General features: G+C 43.3%; 18 protein-coding genes. 12 read left to right on the top strand and 6 right to left on the bottom strand.

What is annotated here, in order from left to right; all coding sequences use genetic code 11:
- Nucleotides 1–3: 3 nt before the first annotated feature.
- From AAGR14_RS19965 to AAGR14_RS19955, 3 genes are read left to right on the top strand one after another with little or no spacing between them, the layout of a single operon-like run.
- Nucleotides 4–1464, top strand: coding sequence for a SusD/RagB family nutrient-binding outer membrane lipoprotein (locus AAGR14_RS19965; RefSeq protein ID WP_342646007.1), 1461 nt, complete (start codon nucleotides 4–6; stop codon nucleotides 1462–1464).
- A 28-nt stretch (nucleotides 1465–1492) separates the two neighbouring features.
- A complete protein-coding gene (locus AAGR14_RS19960) occupies nucleotides 1493–2158 on the top strand; it encodes an immunoglobulin-like domain-containing protein (protein WP_342646006.1) in 666 nt (221 codons plus the stop codon).
- Between the two features lie 15 nt (nucleotides 2159–2173).
- On the top strand, nucleotides 2174–2650 hold the full coding sequence (locus AAGR14_RS19955) for a lipid-binding protein (protein WP_342646005.1): 477 nt from the start codon (nucleotides 2174–2176) through the stop codon (nucleotides 2648–2650).
- 62 nt (nucleotides 2651–2712) lie between these two features.
- On the opposite strand, the gene AAGR14_RS19950 is transcribed toward AAGR14_RS19955, so the two are convergent.
- Nucleotides 2713–3033: a hypothetical protein gene (locus tag AAGR14_RS19950; RefSeq protein WP_342646004.1), complete on the bottom strand. Its 321-nt coding sequence runs from the start codon at nucleotides 3031–3033 to the stop codon at nucleotides 2713–2715.
- Between the two features lie 180 nt (nucleotides 3034–3213).
- Here AAGR14_RS19950 and AAGR14_RS19945 point away from each other — a divergent pair, with 180 nt between their 5' ends.
- The 5 genes from AAGR14_RS19945 (at nucleotide 3214) to AAGR14_RS19925 (ending at nucleotide 7733) form a co-directional block, all read left to right on the top strand.
- Nucleotides 3214–4224, top strand: coding sequence for a DUF6515 family protein (locus AAGR14_RS19945; RefSeq protein ID WP_342646003.1), 1011 nt, complete (start codon nucleotides 3214–3216; stop codon nucleotides 4222–4224).
- A gap of 129 nt (nucleotides 4225–4353) precedes the next feature.
- On the top strand, nucleotides 4354–4698 hold the full coding sequence (locus tag AAGR14_RS19940; RefSeq protein ID WP_342646002.1) for a four-helix bundle copper-binding protein: 345 nt from the start codon (nucleotides 4354–4356) through the stop codon (nucleotides 4696–4698).
- Nucleotides 4699–4839: 141 nt separating this feature from the next.
- Entirely contained in the window at nucleotides 4840–5910 is a 1071-nt protein-coding gene (locus AAGR14_RS19935; RefSeq protein WP_342646001.1) for a PA0069 family radical SAM protein, read from the top strand.
- An 84-nt stretch (nucleotides 5911–5994) separates the two neighbouring features.
- Entirely contained in the window at nucleotides 5995–7149 is a 1155-nt protein-coding gene (locus tag AAGR14_RS19930) for an XdhC/CoxI family protein (RefSeq protein ID WP_342646000.1), read from the top strand.
- Nucleotides 7146–7733, top strand: coding sequence for a nucleotidyltransferase family protein (locus AAGR14_RS19925; RefSeq protein ID WP_342645999.1), 588 nt, complete (start codon nucleotides 7146–7148; stop codon nucleotides 7731–7733). The genes AAGR14_RS19930 and AAGR14_RS19925 overlap by 4 nt, the downstream gene beginning before the upstream one ends.
- Before the next feature lie 62 nt (nucleotides 7734–7795).
- On the opposite strand, the gene AAGR14_RS19920 is transcribed toward AAGR14_RS19925, so the two are convergent.
- The 3 genes from AAGR14_RS19920 to AAGR14_RS19910 form a co-directional block, all read right to left on the bottom strand.
- Nucleotides 7796–8566 carry a glucose 1-dehydrogenase gene (locus tag AAGR14_RS19920; RefSeq protein WP_342645998.1) on the bottom strand — a complete coding sequence of 257 codons (771 nt, stop codon included), beginning with the start codon at nucleotides 8564–8566 and terminating at the stop codon, nucleotides 7796–7798.
- 64 nt (nucleotides 8567–8630) lie between these two features.
- Nucleotides 8631–9398: an aquaporin gene (locus AAGR14_RS19915; protein ID WP_342645997.1), complete on the bottom strand. Its 768-nt coding sequence runs from the start codon at nucleotides 9396–9398 to the stop codon at nucleotides 8631–8633.
- A 16-nt stretch (nucleotides 9399–9414) separates the two neighbouring features.
- A complete protein-coding gene (locus AAGR14_RS19910; RefSeq protein WP_342645996.1) occupies nucleotides 9415–12018 on the bottom strand; it encodes a glucosidase in 2604 nt (867 codons plus the stop codon).
- A gap of 169 nt (nucleotides 12019–12187) precedes the next feature.
- Between AAGR14_RS19910 and AAGR14_RS19905 the strand changes: the two genes are divergently transcribed.
- Together AAGR14_RS19905 and AAGR14_RS19900 are read left to right on the top strand one after the other, a co-directional pair.
- Entirely contained in the window at nucleotides 12188–12718 is a 531-nt protein-coding gene (locus tag AAGR14_RS19905) for a sigma-70 family RNA polymerase sigma factor (RefSeq protein ID WP_342645995.1), read from the top strand.
- The gene (locus AAGR14_RS19900; protein ID WP_342645994.1) at nucleotides 12699–12968 is read left to right on the top strand and encodes a hypothetical protein; all 270 of its coding nucleotides are present in this window, start codon (nucleotides 12699–12701) and stop codon (nucleotides 12966–12968) included. Before AAGR14_RS19905 ends, AAGR14_RS19900 begins: the two co-directional genes overlap by 20 nt.
- Nucleotides 12969–13020: 52 nt before the next feature.
- Here the strand turns inward: AAGR14_RS19900 and AAGR14_RS19895 are convergent, their stop codons facing one another.
- Both AAGR14_RS19895 and AAGR14_RS19890 read right to left on the bottom strand, forming a co-directional pair.
- A complete protein-coding gene (locus tag AAGR14_RS19895; RefSeq protein WP_342645993.1) occupies nucleotides 13021–13794 on the bottom strand; it encodes a GLPGLI family protein in 774 nt (257 codons plus the stop codon).
- Nucleotides 13795–13798: 4 nt separating this feature from the next.
- A complete protein-coding gene (locus AAGR14_RS19890) occupies nucleotides 13799–16594 on the bottom strand; it encodes an outer membrane beta-barrel protein (protein WP_342645992.1) in 2796 nt (931 codons plus the stop codon).
- 172 nt (nucleotides 16595–16766) lie between these two features.
- On the opposite strand from AAGR14_RS19890, the gene AAGR14_RS19885 reads away from it, so the two are divergent.
- Both AAGR14_RS19885 and AAGR14_RS19880 read left to right on the top strand, forming a co-directional pair.
- Nucleotides 16767–17711, top strand: coding sequence for a YafY family protein (locus AAGR14_RS19885; protein ID WP_342645991.1), 945 nt, complete (start codon nucleotides 16767–16769; stop codon nucleotides 17709–17711).
- A gap of 68 nt (nucleotides 17712–17779) precedes the next feature.
- Nucleotides 17780–18283 carry a DinB family protein gene (locus AAGR14_RS19880; RefSeq protein ID WP_342645990.1) on the top strand — a complete coding sequence of 168 codons (504 nt, stop codon included), beginning with the start codon at nucleotides 17780–17782 and terminating at the stop codon, nucleotides 18281–18283.
- Nucleotides 18284–18351 lie beyond the last annotated feature (68 nt).

The raw sequence follows: 18351 nt of genomic DNA, 5'->3' as shown, positions 1-18351 counted from the left end.
AACATGAAAAGAAGAACTTTATATAAATCAGCATTAGTATTCGCCATTTCATATTTATCATTTGGCTGTAGTAAGATTGCAGATATAAACGTTAGCCCTAACAACCCTTCGGTTGATGCGGCTACCCCTCAAATTCTGTTCCCGTCTGCGGTAATATCAGCAGCCGGACGCATTGGAGGCGAACTGAATATATTAGGTGGTATTTGGTCACAGTACTGGGCACAGTCAAACAGTGCAAGCCAGTACCGTAACATTGATGCATACAACGTTATCAGAACAGACCTTAACGCTAATTATAGTGAGCTTTTTGCCGGTTCGTTAAACGATTTGCAGTTGGCTATCACAAAGGCTAAAGCAAGCGGTAACAACCAGTATTACCTAATGTCTACAGTAATGAAAGCCTTTGTATACGAAACATTGGTAGATCTTTACGACCAGGTACCTTATACCGAAGCTTTTAAAGGCATTGACGGTTTACAGCCTAAGTTTGACGACGGTTACAGCATTTATACCGGCTTAATCGGCGAAATGGAAGCTGCATTAGCTACCAACTACAGTGCCAATTTATCCGGAACTGCAGCATCGGCTGATTTTGTATTTGGCGGCGATATGACCAAATGGCGTCAGTTTGCTAATACGCTTGAGCTTAAAATGTACCTGCGTATGATTAATGCTAAACCAACCGAAGCTCAGGCCGGTTATCAAAAACTGATAGCCAGAAATGCAGACTTTTTGACTACAGATGCCGGTGTAACATCATACACCGACGCTACTGACAGACGTAATCCGTTTTATACTTATAACATTTACGCGCTTAATGCTACTACAAACTTAAGAGCAAGCACTACCCTGGCCAGTTACCTTAAGCAAAATAACGACCCGCGTGCAGTATCATACTTTGGTACATCAAATGTTGTGTCTGTTAATCAGGGAGACTTTAACGCTTCGTTATCTGCTCACCCGGAGTATGCCAACGCAAACACTCCAGTTCAGAAACCTACCGATCCGGTATTTTTTATCACTAAAGCCGAGTCGTACTTTTTACAAGCAGAAGCAAATCTTCGTTATGGCGGTGGCGCTAATGCGGCAGCCTTGTATGACAACGGTGTAAACGCTGCTTTTGCCCAGGCCGGACAAGCCCGTGGTGGTTTATATCCTTTCCCATCATCAGGTACGTTTGATCAAAAGCTTACAGCAATTATTACTCAAAAATGGGTTTCGTTCCCGAGCACAGGTCATACGCTTGAGGGTTTCTTCGACCAGCAACGTACTGGTATTCCAGCTATCAGCCCGGTATATTCTACCAATGCTGCTTATGTACCGGGGCAATGGGTGTACTCAAATGCCGGTGTAACTTCGGGTAAATTCCCTAAGCGTTTGGTGTTTCCGGATGTTGAGCGGAGCCGTAATGCCAATACACCAGCCGAAGTGCCAATTACTACTCCGGTATGGTGGGGTAAATAAATTTATTTAAACACAGTAGAATATTATCATGAAAAAATATATAGGATTTATTGGGGCGGCGCTAATGTGCCTATCCATATTTTCGTGTCAGAAAGATAACTTTAATTATCCTGAAGGGACAGTTGGCGTGTCTACTATTACTTATTATCCGGTATTTACTCGTACCGGAAGCCAGTATGTAGTGGTAACTAAAGGAGGAGCTTATACTGACCCAGGTATTACTGCTAAAGAGGGAACTAACGATTTAAAAGTAACCACTACAGGAACAGTAAATACTAATGTAGTTGGCGTTTATCCTTTAACCTACACCGCAGTTAACAAAGACGGTTATTCGGCTACCTCAAGCCGTACGGTTATTGTAACGTCGCCAGACGCTACTGCTGCAGCAAATGATTTTTCAGGAAGTTATTTAAGAGCTGCGACGGGCCAATCGGCAGTTTGGACCAAGATTGGACCTGGTGTATATACTGTGAACAATCCGGGCGGGGCAGCCAACGTAAGTTTGGTAGCTGTGGCACTTAATCAGGTTGGTAACCGTGTGTACCTCCCATCGCAAATAAGCAGCGACGGATTGACTACCAGTTCATCAACTGAGAGCTCAACTCCAGGCGCAAACGGTACGCTAAGCCAATATTCTTGGGTAATCATAAATCCAGGTTATGGTACGGCTGTAAGAACTTTTGTTAAACAATAATCAGCATCTGATAACATGAAAAAGATATTATACACATTTATATTATTTGCCTTCGCATTCAGTTCATGCCGAAAAAACACGATTGATGCAGGCGGAACAAACGTGCAGGATATGTCTGGTGAATTTTGGGTCCAAGCTGATGATGGTGATCCTAATTATTACCGGGTAAGCACTTTTAATACAGCAGCAAACTCAAATACCCAAATGTGGCTTAAAGAAGCCGATTATGGTTACCAAACTTTAGTTAATGTTGATTTAAACGCGGGTACATTTTCGCAGCCTACCGGCACAGACATCACCGGTACTTATGTGTTTAAGCCTATCGTAATTACTAATGGTAAGATCACCAAAAACGGGATCAAAGCACCTGGTTCTGGTGTAACTACCGATCTGATTACGTTTACGGCTACGCTGTATTCAAACGCAAGTACAACATACCAAGTGAAATATACTGGTTACCGCAGAACTAAATTCCTGCAGGACGATCATTAATTTGACCATTTATACAAAAACAAAAGGGCCTTTGCTTAGCAAAGGCCCTTTTGTTTTGTAGTTTATTTCCCGTCCATCCCTTCCGGGTCGCCTTCTTTCTTTAATTGGTCTAACGACAGGTTGGTACTGCCGCCCATATTTTCTTCCATCTCAGCGCTATCTCCCTGGGTAGTAAGCGGTGGTTCTGTGTTGCCTGTGTTATTGTTCAGGTGCTGGTCGTTCGTGTGCTGAGTATCCTCCCGGTCATTTACAGCATCTTCTTGCTCGTCGGTATTAAACTTGGCAGCATCTGCGTTGCCGGCATCTTGTCTCTTGTCGTTATCAGTGTCAAGGTAGTCTTCTTGATTGTTTAAATTATCGTTGCTTTCGATGTTCATGGTCATGATGTTTTATTGGATAACCTTAAAACATACTATGCGGTTTTGCTAAAATGTTACGGGCTTACCAATAAGTAATTAAGCCTCAAAAAATAATATATAAAGCGTTAAACTCTGTATGAATTAAACAGTCGAATAATGCAGAAAAGGAGATACGGAGGCTGCAACTTCCGGTTAGTTTAAAAAATGAAAAACTTTAACAAATATCTGGTTGGTTTAGGATTGAGTATCCTTACAACTATGTCGCTGGCGTTTAATGCTGATGCACAACGTGGCGGCAGAGGCGGCGGCGGCTTCCATGGTGGAGGCGGTTTTCATGGTGGGGGAAGTTTTGGTGGAGGCGGTGGCTTCCGCGGCGGTGGTAGCTTTGGCGGTGGAGGCCGTGTGGGTGGCGGCTTTTCTTCTCGTGGAGGTTTTGCACCGCGTGGTAATTACAGTGTAAGGCCTAATTTTGGCGGCCGCATCGGTGGCGTAGTGCCTCGGGGTAGTTATGGCTACCGCGGTGGTATAGTCCGTCCGGGATACGGTGGTTTTGGTAATCGTGGTTACTTTTATGGTCGCCCTTATTACCGTGGTGGCGTAAGAGGTTTTTACGGCCGTCCGTACGGTGGCTTAGCCTATAATTACCGCGGATATTACAACAGCTATTATTATCCACGCATTGGGGTAAGCATCGGCGTATTGCCTTACGGATACTATCCGTTTTATTGGGGTAACAACCAATACTATTACAGTAACGGGTTTTATTACCAACAGTACAACAATCAATATACTGTAGTTGAACCACCGGTAGGTGCCGAAATTAACCAATTGCCCAACGATGCTGAACCGATTACTATTGATGGTCAGCAGTATTATGAGTCGAACGGAGTTTATTATTTGCCTATCACTAAACCTAATGGTCGTTTAGCTTACCGTGTAGCCGGTAAAGACGGCGAATTGAATACCGAAAACGGTCAATACAACGATAATGGCCAGTATAACAATAACAGTAGCTATAACAATAATAACAACGATTACCCGCAAGTAGGTGATGTAATTGACGAGCTGCCTGAAAATAGCCGCAAAGTAAAAATCGACGGACAAAAATATTATGTTACTCCGGATGGTATTTACTTACAACAACAGCGCAACGCTGACGGTAAAGTTATCTACGTAGTAAGCAGTGTACCTGGTGATGACGATGATGACCAGTAATTTATAAGTGTTAATAGTTTTAAGAGAGGGACAAGGCTATAAGGCTTTGTCCCTTTTTTTATTAATTGAAATTTAAGTAAACATTGTTTCTTAAAAAATCTTCTTAATAGAAATTAAGGAGGATAAGTGATGGAAAATAATCAATATCAAAACATTATTCAAAAGCTTTTAGATTGTGTATTGGCTTGCGAGAACTGTGCAACTGCTTGTTTAAATGAAAAAGATGTGCAGATGATGGTGCCGTGTATAAAGCTCGACCGGGATTGTGCAGACATTTGTTTGGTAGCCAGCCGGCTGTTACAGCGTAACTCAGATATAGCACTCCAATATTTATTATTATGTGAAGAGGCCTGCCGTAAGTGTGCAGAAGAATGCGCTAAGCATGAGCATAGCCATTGCCAGCAATGTGCAGAAGCCTGCCGTGCTTGCGCCGAAGCTTGCCATGCGCTGCACCAACCAATTACTCAAAGCTAAGTTGAAAAGAAATTTCTAAAATTCCATGAAGAGTTAAGCGCCTGCATATTATTTGCAGGCGCTTTTTTGTTTACCGTTGCCTATTGTAAAATAAAAAATTTAAAGTTGCAAACGTGCTAAATAAATTAGCAAATTTGTTTTATGGCAGTAGCGGCGAACGAGGATTATTTTAAGGGGCGGGGTGCACAGGTAAATACACATAATAAGTACCTAAAAGCCAGCTATGTTGCTCAGCATATTGAGGCGCTTGACGAGCCTATGCTGCAAAACGGCAAAACGCAAATTTTTGAAGAAACGCCCAGACAAATAGTCAGCAGATCCAATAGTCCGGATATCCACCACCGCGATTCTATCAATCCCTACCAAGGGTGTGAGCATGGCTGTATTTACTGTTATGCACGCAACAGCCACGAGTATTACGGCTTTAGTGCCGGGCTTGATTTTGAACGAAAAATTATAGTAAAGCGTAATGCGCCCGAATTGCTTGAACAATATTTCAACAAACGCCGCTACAAGCCTGCACCAATCGTTTTATCGGGCAATACTGATTGCTACCAGCCTATTGAGCGCGAACTGGAAATTACCAGGCGCATGCTGCAACTGTTTTTGCAGTATAAGCACCCTGTAAGCATCATTACTAAAAACAACCTCATCCTGCGCGATATAGATATTATTACTGAACTGGCTAAGCTTAACTTAATTCATGTTAATATATCCATCACCTCACTTGATGAGCAGCTGCGGCAAAAGTTGGAACCGCGTACGGTAACCTCTATAGGCCGGTTAAATGTAGTTGAAAAGCTTTCGCAAAAAGGTGTGCCAGTAAGGGTGATGACGGCACCTATCATTCAGGGACTTAACAGTAACGAGGTGCCGGCCATTATTAAAGCAGCAGCTAACCGTGGCGCGGTTGATGCTGGTTTTACTATGGTACGCCTTAACGGTAGTATTGCCGAAATATTTACCGACTGGATACACAAAACTTTCCCCGACCGGGCCGAGAAAGTATTAAACCTGATACGCGAATGCCATGATGGGCATTTAAACGACAGCGAGTTTGGCCGACGCATGAGCGGCGACGGAGAGGTGGCCGGGTCAATCCAGCAATTGTACCGCGTGGCCTGCAACCGCTACCTGGCCGACAGGCAAATGCCCGAGTATGATTTGTCGCTTTTTACGCCTAAAGCCGGAAAGCAAACTTCTTTATTCTAAAATCGAGAGTCTAAACGTGCTGTCTCGGCATATTGATTAAACTTTACATTCTTATTCCTGTTATTTTTTAAGTTTACCTACAGGATGAAAGAATTAGAAGATATTGTAAAGGCTTTTGATGTTGCGCAGCAAGCCGGCAAGCAAACGGCTTTAGCCACCGTAGTACAAGTAGAAGGGTCATCTTACCGGCGGGCAGGTGCCCGCATGCTTTTTACCGACGACGGGCAGTTAACCGGTGCCATTAGCGGCGGCTGTTTAGAGGGCGATGCCCTGCGCAAAGCCCGCTTAGTAATGGCTCAGCAACAGCCCATGCTGGTTACCTATGATACTACTGATGATGACGATGCCAAGCTGGGCGTAGGTTTAGGCTGCAACGGCATTATCCACATCCTGATTGAGCCTGTATTTGCCGGGCAGGCTCATCATCCTATACAACTCTTTAAACAGTTTTTAGGTAAGCGGCAAAATGCGGTTATTGTTACGCTATTCTCGCTGGCCAACCGCAAAGGCGCCCAGCCTGGTACCTGTTTATTTCTATCAACCGAAGAGTATCAGCATCGATGTAATTACCCAGGACTGGAAACTCAGCTACGCAGTGACGCCGAAGCTGTACTTGTCAATGGTAAGTCGGCCATTCAGACCTATCAGGCAGATACTGAGCTGACCGGTTTTGTGGAGTTATTAAAACCTGCCGTATCGCTGCTGGTTTTTGGTGCCGGTAACGATGCCATTCCGTTAGTAAAAATGGCAGCAGTAATGGGCTGGCACACCACGGTAATTGATGGACGCACAAATTACGCCGTAGCTACCCGCTTTCCCGAAGCTAAACGGGTTCTTTTAGCTAAACCCGAACAAGCTTTGCCTCAGCTTAATGTAGATAATCGCACGGCTGTTGTATTGATGACACACAATTATAATTATGACTTGGCAATGTTGCGGCAATTATTGCCTTTAAAACTTACTTACATAGGAAGTTTGGGCCCTAAAAAAAAGCTGCAACGTATGTTAGAAGAATTACATGAGAACGGCATTGAAGCTACTACCGAGGAATTACAATGTGTTTATGGACCAACGGGACTTGACATTGGTTCGGAAACCTCGGAAGAGATTGCGCTATCTATTTTAGCCGAAATACAGGCAGTATTGCAACAACGGGAGGGTAAGCCACTGCGCGAAAAGAGTACCTTAATCCATTCGGAGGAAATGGCCAGCTTACCGGTAAACCACGAGAATTTGTGACAGGTGTAATCATTTTAGCGGCAGGTGCATCATCGCGAATGGGGCAGCCCAAACAGATACTGATTTATCAGCAACAAACATTACTGTACCGGGCTGTGCAAGCTGCCGTAAAACTGGTTAACACTTATGTAATCGTAGTGGTTGGCGCTAATCAAGCAGTTGTTATTACTCCAGAGCTAAGTAACGCCTCCATAACTATAGTGCATAACCCGGATTGGCAGCAGGGCATGGCTTCATCCGTAAGTGCCGGAATTAAACGGTTGATAGCTGAGCATCCAACAGTACAAAATGTATTGCTTATGTTATGCGATCAGCCCTTTGTAGATACGATGTTATTGCAAAAACTAATTGATGCTAAAGAGGCGAACAATGGTCATATCATCGCCTCCGCCTATCAAAATACAGAGGGAGCACCAGTATTATTTGACCGGAAATATGTTCCGGAATTGATGGCCCTAAAAGGGCAGGAGGGTGCAAAAAAGCTATTGGGTAAATACAAAAACGAAGTTATCAGTGTTCCTTTTGAGCAAGGTGCCATTGATATTGATACGCCCGAAGATTACAAGCGATTGGTGAACTCTTAATTGATTTATGTAAAACAGGCAACCTCAAATTAATCATTAATCTGAGGTTGCCTGTAAAACGTTTATTGCTCTTCGTAATGGTAGGTTAAGCCACCATCTACAAAGTAGGTAGACCCTGTGACGTACTTGGCATCATCAGAACATAAAAATGCTACTAAGGCAGCTACATCCTCAGGTGTACCCATCTTTCGCATCGGGATGTTTTCTAATAAATTATCTAACTGCTCTTTATTATTTAGCAGCTTCTGGTTGATGGGTGTAGCAATGGCGCCAGGGGCCACATTGTTTACCCGCATATTTAACGGTGCAAGCTCTGTAGCCAGGTTGCGGGTAAGCATTTTTAATGCTCCTTTACTGGCACAATAAGCTGCAAAGTGCGGAAATACAATTTCTTCATGTACCGAGCTCATATTTACAATAACACCCGGGCGCTGCTGATCCTTACAATATTTTACAAAAGCCTGAATGCCGAAGAATACGCCTTTTAAGTTGGTGTCCATCACAAAATCGTATTCTTTTTCGGTAACGTTCCAGAAATCATTGTTTTTTTCTACCCCGGCATTATTTACCAAAATATCCAAGTGGCCGTAAACGGCAATAGCATCCTGCACCAGTTGCACAACGTTTTGCATCTTGCTCACGTCGGCCTCAATAAAATGAGCTTTACGGCCCATGTCAGTTACTTGTTTCATTAAGCCTTCGCCGCGTTCATCGAGTGTACGGCCGTTAAATATTACATCGGCACCTTCGCTGGCTAACCTAAGGGCACATGCTGCGCCAATGCCCTGGCTGCTGCCGGTCACCAATGCTACTTTGTTTTCAAAACGATTCATATGTTGTGGGTTGGGTATTTACTTTATTATGAATAGAAAGTTTAAAATGCTCAACTGGTTTGTTTTATGACGAAGTTTTTATTCCGGCCGGTGACAGTTCTTGATGATAGCTTACCCTTGCTGCTTCTATCAAATGATGCCGGTGTATGTTAGCCGCCTTTACAAAGCCCATTACTAATAATACGCCGGTTACCGGAGCCAGCCAGTACAACCAGTAACCGGTATATACACCACTAACAACCGCCGGACCAAAACTGCGAGCAGGGTTAGTACTGCATCCAGACAGTGGCGACTCGGCCCAAACCATAAAACTGTACAAAAACGGAATAGTGAAAGGTGTATAATTTCTCAGCTTTTTGCTGCTCACAAATACGTACAGTAAAGTTATTAGTGCTGACGTAGTAAGTACTTCGCCGGCAAACGCCGGGGCAAGGCCGGCATTGCCGGGCACAGTATTACCATAATCTATGCTGGCACCCTGTCTGCCCCAAAGCAGCAATAATGAACAGCCTGCAGCGGCGCCCAGCATCTGGCTGATGACGTAACCTAATACCGCGTGTTTTTGCATCTTGCCGCACATCCAAAAGGCGATGCTTACCGCAGGGTTAATATGGGCACCACTTATTTTGCCAACCGGCGATAAGGTTATTAAACAGCCGGTGGTGCCAAACAAAAATCCGGTAAACAAGCGGCGCAGGCCTGGTTGGGGGATGTAATAATTCATTACTGAGCCTTTGCCCCAGTTAAATATGACTACACTTAAACCAGCGGCAAGTAATAAGGCAGTACCAATAAACTCAGACACATACAGTTTAAACGGTGTTTGCTTCATTATTACGGCTATGTTTTTATCTTAACAAGGCTGCTAGTCCCGTCCAGCCGGTTTGATGACTTGCGCCCAATCCCTTACCATTATCGCCATGAAAATATTCGTGAAACAGGATGTAATCCTTAAAATGCGGATCATGGTTTAGTTTAGGATGACCGCCAAAAACGGGCCGCTCGCCATGCTCATTTTTCAGGAAAATAGATTTTAGTCTTTCGCCCAAGGCATCACCAATTTCGACCAGGGTGAAATACTTACCCGAGTGTGTTGGGTACTCCACTTTAAAATCATCGCTGTAATATTCGTGAAAACGATACAATGCGCTAATCAATAAATAATTAATAGGCATCCAGATAGGCCCGCGCCAGTTACTGTTACCGCCAAACATGCTGCTGTCACTTTCGGCCGGCAAGTATTTTACCGAATAATCGGCGTTGTTGAGCATATACTTAAAGGGCTGTTGCTCGTAAACTTTGGAGATAGAACGTATACCATAAGGCGATAAAAACTCATTGGTATCCAGCATGCGTTTCAACAGCAGTTTCATGCGGTGGCCACGTAATAACGAAAAAAGGTGTTTCTGGTTGCCCTTGGTATCTTTCCAGCGGCTTACCAGATTTACCAGGTCGGGCCGTTGTTGCATAAACCAGTCCAGTCGCTCGGTTAATCTAGGCAGGTTTCGCCATCGGGCCTCATCAAACACAATTACTGCAAACATAGGGATTAAGCCTACCAGGGTGCGCAGCCGTAAGCGGTCATACCCGCCATCCGGTTTACGCAGTACATCGTAAAAAAAGCCGTCCTGCTCATCCCAAAGGCCCAGGGCATCTTCGCCAATGTTAGTGAGCGAGCCTGCTATAAACAAAAAGTGCTCGGCAAATTTAATGGCCATGGTTTCGTAAGTAGGGCTATAGGCAGTCAGCTCCATGGCAATACGCATCATGTTAAGCGAGTACATAGCCATCCAGCTGGTGCCATCGGCCTGCTCTAAAAAGCCGCCGCCGGGCACCGGAGCACTACGATTAAATACCCCTATGTTATCCAGCCCTAAAAAGCCGCCTTCAAAAATGTTATTACCTTCGCTGTCTTTACGGTTTACCCACCAGGTAAAATTGAGTAACAGTTTCTGAAAAATCTCTTCTAAAAAAGTAAAGTCGTTTTTAAAATTTATTTGGCGGTCGGTTTGGTAAACCTGCCAGGCCGCCAGGGCATGCACGGGTGGGTTTACATCTCCAAAATCCCACTCATAGGCTGGTAATTGGCCGTTGGGATGTATGTAGTTGGAGTTAACCAATAGCAACAGTTGCTTTTTGGCAAAGCCAGGATCAAGCGGTGCAAGCGTGATACAGTGAAAAGCTAAATCCCAGGCTGCAAACCACGGATATTCCCACTTGTCGGGCATCGATAAAATATCTTCGGCTACGAGGTGCTTCCAGTGGTTGTTACGGCCATGTTTACGGCTTTCGGGCGGCGCTGGTTCTTGCGGGTCGCCGTCCAGCCAGCGTTTTACATTAAAATTGTAATACTGTTTATTCCAAAGCATACCGGCCCACGCCTGCCGCTGTACAAGCTTTTCGTCATCGGTATTTGTATTAAACTGAACGTCGCTGTAAAACTGATCAGCTTCGGCTTGCCTGATGTTAAATAATTGATCAAAATTGCCAAATGCATTTATCTGTTTAGTTTTACTTAATCTCAGCTTTACAGTAATGCTGCCTTTAGCCGGCACATTGAGCTGATACCAAAAAGCCGCTTTGGTACCTTCATGGTTAGCGTTAACCGCGTCTTTTTGGTTATTGACCACGCGATTGTTGATGCCATCCTTAACATATGTAGCTGTATTGGCTGATTGATATAGGCGCTTATTATTAGTTTCGTTTTCTGTAAATAACAACTCGGGTGTGCCGTCGGCGTAAACAAAATAATCGCCCAAATCGCCGCCATGAAACAGCACGGTATTATTACCCTGATAAATCATCTTGGGCTTGTTTTCGCCTTCAAGCCAAAAATTACGATACCAAAATTGCGGCAACAAATGTATAGGTGCATCAGCACTGCTACGGTTGTAAACAGTATATTTTATTAAAATATCTTCCTCTTTGTGCTTTGCGTACTCTGCAAAAACATCAAAATATTTGTCCTCATTAAAAATGCCGGTATCAATTAATTCAAACTCAGGCTCCAGCTTGCTGCGCCGTCGGTTTTCGTCAATCAGCCATTGATAGGGGTAAGCCTGTTGCGGATATTTATACAGCATTTTGAGATAGCTGTGGGTAGGCGTACTGTCCAGGTAATAATATAATTCTTTAACGTCCTCGCCGTGGTTGCCCTCATTGTTGGTTAAACCAAAAAGCCTTTCTTTTAAAATGGGGTCTTGCCCGTTCCATAACGCCATGCTTAAGCAAAGCAGTTGTTTGTCATCGCTTAAGCCGGCAATGCCTTCTTCGCCCCAGCGATAGGCTTTGCTGCGGGCCATATCATGAGTAACGGCGTCCCACGAATTACCTTCGGCACTATAATCTTCCCGAACGGTACCCCACTGCCTTTCTGACAAATAAGGCCCCCATTTTAACCAATTAGTTTCACCGGCATAGTGTTGTTGCAGGCGGGTTTGTTCTGCATTCATAGGTAGTTGAACATAGCCGGTAAGATAGAGTTTTATTGCTATGATAAGCTTAATGAAAATTTAATGACCTGACTGTTACAACAAATCACCTGAAATTTTTGAATTTTTGGTGATTTATGAACAGTGGCGTACACTACTAAGAAAATAGAGTTATACTAACAGTTGAGTTATGGAGAAAGGTAACATCAATCATGAACAATGGTTAACGCATTTATACTTGTCGGTTTTTTCGGCGGTGGCTGCTTATATAAAAGGGAAAGGTGGAACGCTTGACGATGCTAAAGATGTTTTTCAGGATGCACTGGTAATTTACTACGAAAAGGCAATTGCCAGTAAGGTGATAATTGAGCATAGCGAGAAAGCCTATCTGTTGGGTATTGCCAAACATTTATGGTATCACCGTCAGCAAAAACAGAAAGGTACGGTAAGCGAAGATGTTTTAGATTATGATCATTTAGCTATAGAAGTTGTTGTTGTTCCTGCCGCTAATCGTTTACTGCGCTATTTAGAAACCGCCGGGCAAAAATGTATGGATATGCTGCAGGCTTTTTATTACGACAAACTGAACATGCGGGAAATTGCAGAGCGTTTTAACTTATCGGGCGAGCGATCGGCAACCGTACAGAAACATAAATGCCTCGAGAAAGTACGCGAAAAAGTAAAAGAAAAATCACTGACTTATGAAGACTTCTGCATCTGAAACCCGCCTGATTGACAATTATATTCAAAAACAGTTGCCACCTGCCGAACAACTAGTTTTTGAGGTTCGTTTACTGTTATGCCCGGAATTGAGTGACACTGTGATAAGGCAGCAGCAGGTTCATCAATTAGTAAAGCTTCGGGGCCGCAAGCAGCTTAAAGAACAAATTAAAATGGTGGAGCAAAAAATATTTTCTGAACCTCTCCATCATACGTTTAGAGACAGGATATATAGGTTATTTAAAAAGTAGGCATAAAACAAATGCCCGAAAAGTCTTAAAGCATTTCGGGCATTGGTTTATTTTATAGTTGATAGGCTTTGTATTCGTCCTGTGCATACGTGCCCCAATCTTTCATAGCGTCTTCGAGCGTAGCGCGCATTTTCTTATTGTCTACCGGTTTACCTTTGGTTGGCGGTGCTACCTTGTTTATGGGTATAGCCATATCGGTTACTTTGGTGGCAAGCCAAATAATGTTTTCGTGAGGTAGGGCCACTTGCAAAATCATGCCTGGCAACCCGGTAAACGATTCCGGGCCTCCCGAAACGGCAATTTCATTGGTGTAGAAAGCCACTACATAAACAGAGTCCATAATTAATGCATTAGCCCGGCGGCAATTAAAGCCGGCTATTTCGCGGGTTTCGTCGGTTATTTTCCAATTTATTTTACGCAGGCTGTCTTTCACTAAAAAAGTTTCTTCGTAAACCTTTTTTTGCACACTGCTGGTCTGTTTATTTAAATCGGTACCAATGGTATTGTTTTGCGCTACAATGGCTGAATTAAAAAAAGAGTTGTTGGCTCCTTCGTCTGGTTTGGGCACATACAGAGTTTGGTTGTCGGTAAACGTGAGCGTACTGGTTTGCTTTTTAAATTGCGGCTGCGATTTGCGGAACTGCTCGTAGGCCGGTTGCAGAAAGCTTTCGTTTTCTTTGGTGATGCGTTTTTTTATTATAGCGTACATATTTACGCTTTTTTCATACTCAATAACGCCACTGTTGGTAAAGTGGGCATTTTGTGCTATTGATAGCTTACGCACTAATAAGGTTAAGCATAAAATAAAGATATGTTTACTTTTCATGATGTTATTTTTTTGGCGGCGCACCGCCCATTTTATTAAAGTCATAAACTATAGAGAACATAAAATATCGTCTGATGGTGGTATAAGTGTTTTGTGTAAGAAAGCTGCCTGACGATCTGCGGTCAAAACCACGGTTTTGGTTCAGGAGGTCGTTCACCGTAAGGCGTATTTTCAAACTTTCGTCTTTAACCAACGATTTGTTGATGTAACCATTTAGCAGGTAACGGCTAAAGCTTTGGTTAAATGATTGGGTAGGCGCACGGTACTCGTATCCGCCATCAAAACCAATTTGCAGTTTGCCGGGCAGGTACACATTAACATCATGGTTAATGGTAAAGCCCGAGCCGTTATTGTTAATTCCTGGTTGCAAAGATGATTCGCCTAGGGTATAAGTAGGCCCGCCGCTTACGTAAAAATCAAGTTTCTTTTCAATATAACGTCTGAGGGTCGCATTGATGCCGTAAGAATTTGAACGTGTTCTGTTCAACGCGTTATTTACCATGTTAAAGTAGGTGCTGCCATTGGTATTTAAACCTATCCCTCCCTCTACGTTGAATAAAAATTTGAGCTTCATGCCTACATCGCCGTAAGCCGAATAGCTGGACGTGCTTTGGCCCGGAAGGTTTACGTACCGGTTAGTAGTAAAACCCGTTTTAGGATCGGTAGTAACGTTGCTTACAATAGGATTAGACGTAACATTATAACTGGCGCTCAGCCATATTGAGCGATTGGTTAAAACTTTATAAGAGCTATAGCTAAAAGAAAAACGATTGTTAAAGGACGGCTTTAAATCCGGATTACCCAAGGTGACGTTAAGTGGATCGGTATTGATAATGATGGGCTGTATCTGGTCTATTGTTGGCTGACGGGTACTGCCATTGTAATTAAACCTGAACCATTTTTGCTGTGTAAAACGATACATATAAAGCAACTGTGGATTCCAGTTGATAAAGTTCCGGTCAAATTCATTATCGGTGAATTTATTGAGCTGTTTAAAGTTCACCAGAGCTACCTTAGTACCGAAGTTAAAGGTGGTTTTGTCTTTTTTGTAGTTAAAAACGGCACCACCCTGGTTAGTAAACTGGTCGAGGCGATAGTTATTACTCAAACTGGGCACCAGTACATCATAGTTACCTGGTGTTGATTGGTTGTACGATCTGCGGTCAGCTGTACTGTTACTTATTCCAACTCCGTAATTAGCTATAAGCGAGAATGTTTTAGAGAATGGCTCTGAGTATGTAAGGTTGGTATTAAAAATAGATGTTTGAATGTTATTGTCTTTAAACTGATCAACCACTCGCGCACTATCAAGCGAGCTTTTTTCGTTGTAGTATTTAATTTCGGATAATAAATTTCCTTTGTTTTTATTTTCGTCAACCGATTGAGTTACCAAAAAAGACACTGTGCGGCCTGCCTTTTTGAATTTTTTGTTATAAAATGCCGAGAAGTTAAAGGTCTGCTCGTCGCCTTTGTTATCCAATCGGCGATTATTAGTATTAATTAAGGAGCTGTCGCCACGCACGCTTGAAGCAGCATTGTCACTTTGACTGTTGCTGTGTTTAAACGTAGCATCGGCTGATATTTTCAAGTTAGAGGTACTGTCAAGCTTAATTACCAATGTACCATCTACCTTTTGCCTGAAAATATAATTATTAAAATTTTGGTTAGTGTTTGACCGGATTAGCCCCGTAGACAAGCTGTTCTGTGATTGTTGATTGCTGCTACCGGTAACACCCAATGAGCCTATTTTATAATTAGCGTTGATGGTCTGCTTATCAGCATTCCATTTATCGTCATAATGTACACCACCAGTACGCGCTGTTGGTATACCTTGCCCATCAAATCTGCCATTCCAGCCTTCTAATTCATCATTGCCTCCAGATATATTGATTCCGCCATCTACAACTTCAATGTTATTGCCCGAGGTGCCAAATTTATTGGCATCCTGCCATCCCAGGCCAGTTTTGCCGGTGTTGGCTAAAGTACCATAGGCCGAAAACTTCTTTTTACCTATAAACTTGTTAAACGCAACCTGTTCCTGGTAAAATTTCTTGGTGCCGATGCCTGCATCTACCTTACCAAAATAGCCGTTCTTTTTATCTTCCTTAAGTTTGATGTTGATAGTTTTGGTTTTGTTACCATCATCAACCCCGGTAAATGCAGCTTGGTCGCTGGCTTTATCGTATAGTTGCACTTTATCAACCATGTCGGCGCGTATGTTTTTAGTAACCAGGGTAGGGTCGTCGCCAAAAAATTCTTCGCCATCTACCAATACTTTAGGTACGGCTTGCCCCTGTGCAGTAATCTTTCCATCTTTATCTACCTGTATGCCGGGTAGCTGTTTTAATAAATCCTCTACTTTGGCGTTAGGCTGTACTGTAAAGCTGGATGCGTTAAACTCGGTGGTATCACCTTTAAGTTTAATAGCAGCGCGGGTGCCTTTTACAATTACCCCCTCTAAAAGCTTCGATTTTAAGATCAAGCTCAGCCGGCCGAAGTTATACGACGTGTGTACAGAGTCGAGTGCAAAATTTTCAACATAATCTGCATATTTTGGATAACTGGCTACCAGTATAAATTTACCTTTTCCCAAATTATTGATAGAGAAGGTGCCATCGGCAGCAGCGCGGGTAAATTTGCGCAAGGTAGAGTCTTTAGCGTTAAGCACCATAATGCTGGTGTTATGCAGCTTTACATTCGAAATAGTATCGGCTACGGAACCGTTGATGTGGTAATTGGTTTGCGCAGAAACAAGGCCGCAAATAAAACAGGACAGGATAACCGTGAGTATATATTTCATGATAAGGATTGAGGCTGTAAGGTATAACTAAAAGCTTAGTATAAAAAGCGTCTAAATGTTAAAATTGGTTAATTGTTTGTAACTTTTGCGCTATAAGCATCATTGAGGGTGATTTTATTACAAACAGTACATCAGTAATGCCCGGAAAATAGATTTTGGCTACTTTTAACCAATGAACCGGATTGACCGTATAGCCGCTATTTTGATACAGTTGCAGTCGCGCAGGATAACTAAAGCGCAGCTCATTGCCGATCGGTTTAGTATCAGCTTGCGGACGGTTTATCGTGATATACGAACTTTGGAAGAAGCCGGGGTGCCCATTATAGGAGAAGCAGGCGCCGGTTACTCATTGGCCGATGGCTACCGGTTGCCGCCTATTTCGTTTACGCTTGATGAAGCTACCGCTTTTATTACAGCCGAAAAACTGGTAGAAAAATTAACAGACCAGGATAATAGCAGCAGCTTTAAATCGGCCATGTACAAGATTAGAGCAGTGTTGCGCAATACTGATAAGGATTACTTAACCGGTATTGACGAAAATATAGAGGTATTAAGAGCCAGATTTTTGCCAAAGCTGCCCGAGCAAATCAACCCGATGCAGATTATTTTGAAAGCCATTGCTATCCGCCGGGTAATTGGCCTTAACTATTTTTCTTATTACCGCCAAACACATACTGAACGATGCGTTGAACCTGTTGGTGTTTTTTATTTAGACAATTACTGGCATTTAATTGGCTGGTGCCGGCTGCAGAAAGATTACCGTGATTTTAGGTTTGACCGTATGCTGGATGTGCAACTTGCAGAAGATAGCATCTTAAGAGATCATCCTTCTTTGAAAGATTACTTAGCCAATGTTTACCAGGAGCGCAACTTGCACCGGGTGGTTCTGCGCGTACACAAAGAGGCCGCGCTGCACTTGGGCGAGCAAAAATATTACCATGGTTATATTGGCGAAACCGCAATAGGGGATGAGCTGGAAATGAGTTTCCTGACCAGCTCGCTCGAAGGTTTTGCCCGGTGGTATATGATGTTTGGCGATTACGCCAGCATTGCAGAGCCTGAGAGTTTAGTGGAAAAGGTAAAAGGCATTGCCAAAAAATTTTTTGAAAAATTATAGAACGCTGCTGACATAGGGTTGTCACTACCGTGTGGTTACTTTGAATTATAAATCAAAACCACATAACCATGAACATTATTGCCCTGCTATTGAAAGAGCTGAATGATGAAGCCCAGACTACGCGTAAAATGCTGGAGCGCATCCCAAACGACCAATTCGACTGGCAGCCCCACCCTAAAAGCATGACCATCCGCCGCTTGGCCTCGCACATAGCCGACCTGCCCAACTGGATAGCGATGGCCATTAACACCAGCGAACTTGATTTTGCCGGTAACGATTGGAAAGAGGAAGTGGTTGACAATACTGAAGCTTTGTTGGCCTACAATGAGCGTTCGTTAACTAACGGCCGTACGCAACTGGAGCGGGTTACTGAAGACCAGTTGCTGCCCCAATGGACGCTTCGCAATGGCGAACATATTTTGGGTGTCTGGACTAAGTACGAAGTTATCCGTATGAGTTTTTCGCAAATTGTACATCACCGTGGGCAATTGGGTGTTTATTTACGGTTGCTCGATATCCCGATACCGGGCAGTTACGGGCCGAGCGCCGACGAGATGGAAAATCAGTTTTAAATAACAATGGGCGGTCGGTATTACGAACGCCCATCGTTATTATAATCATTATGTATTCTTAGAATAGT

The organism is Mucilaginibacter sp. CSA2-8R (genome assembly GCF_038806765.1).
Lineage (GTDB): Bacteria > Bacteroidota > Bacteroidia > Sphingobacteriales > Sphingobacteriaceae > Mucilaginibacter.
Note: the sequence above shows the minus strand (reverse complement) of the source record. Positions and strands in the feature narration are given on the sequence as shown.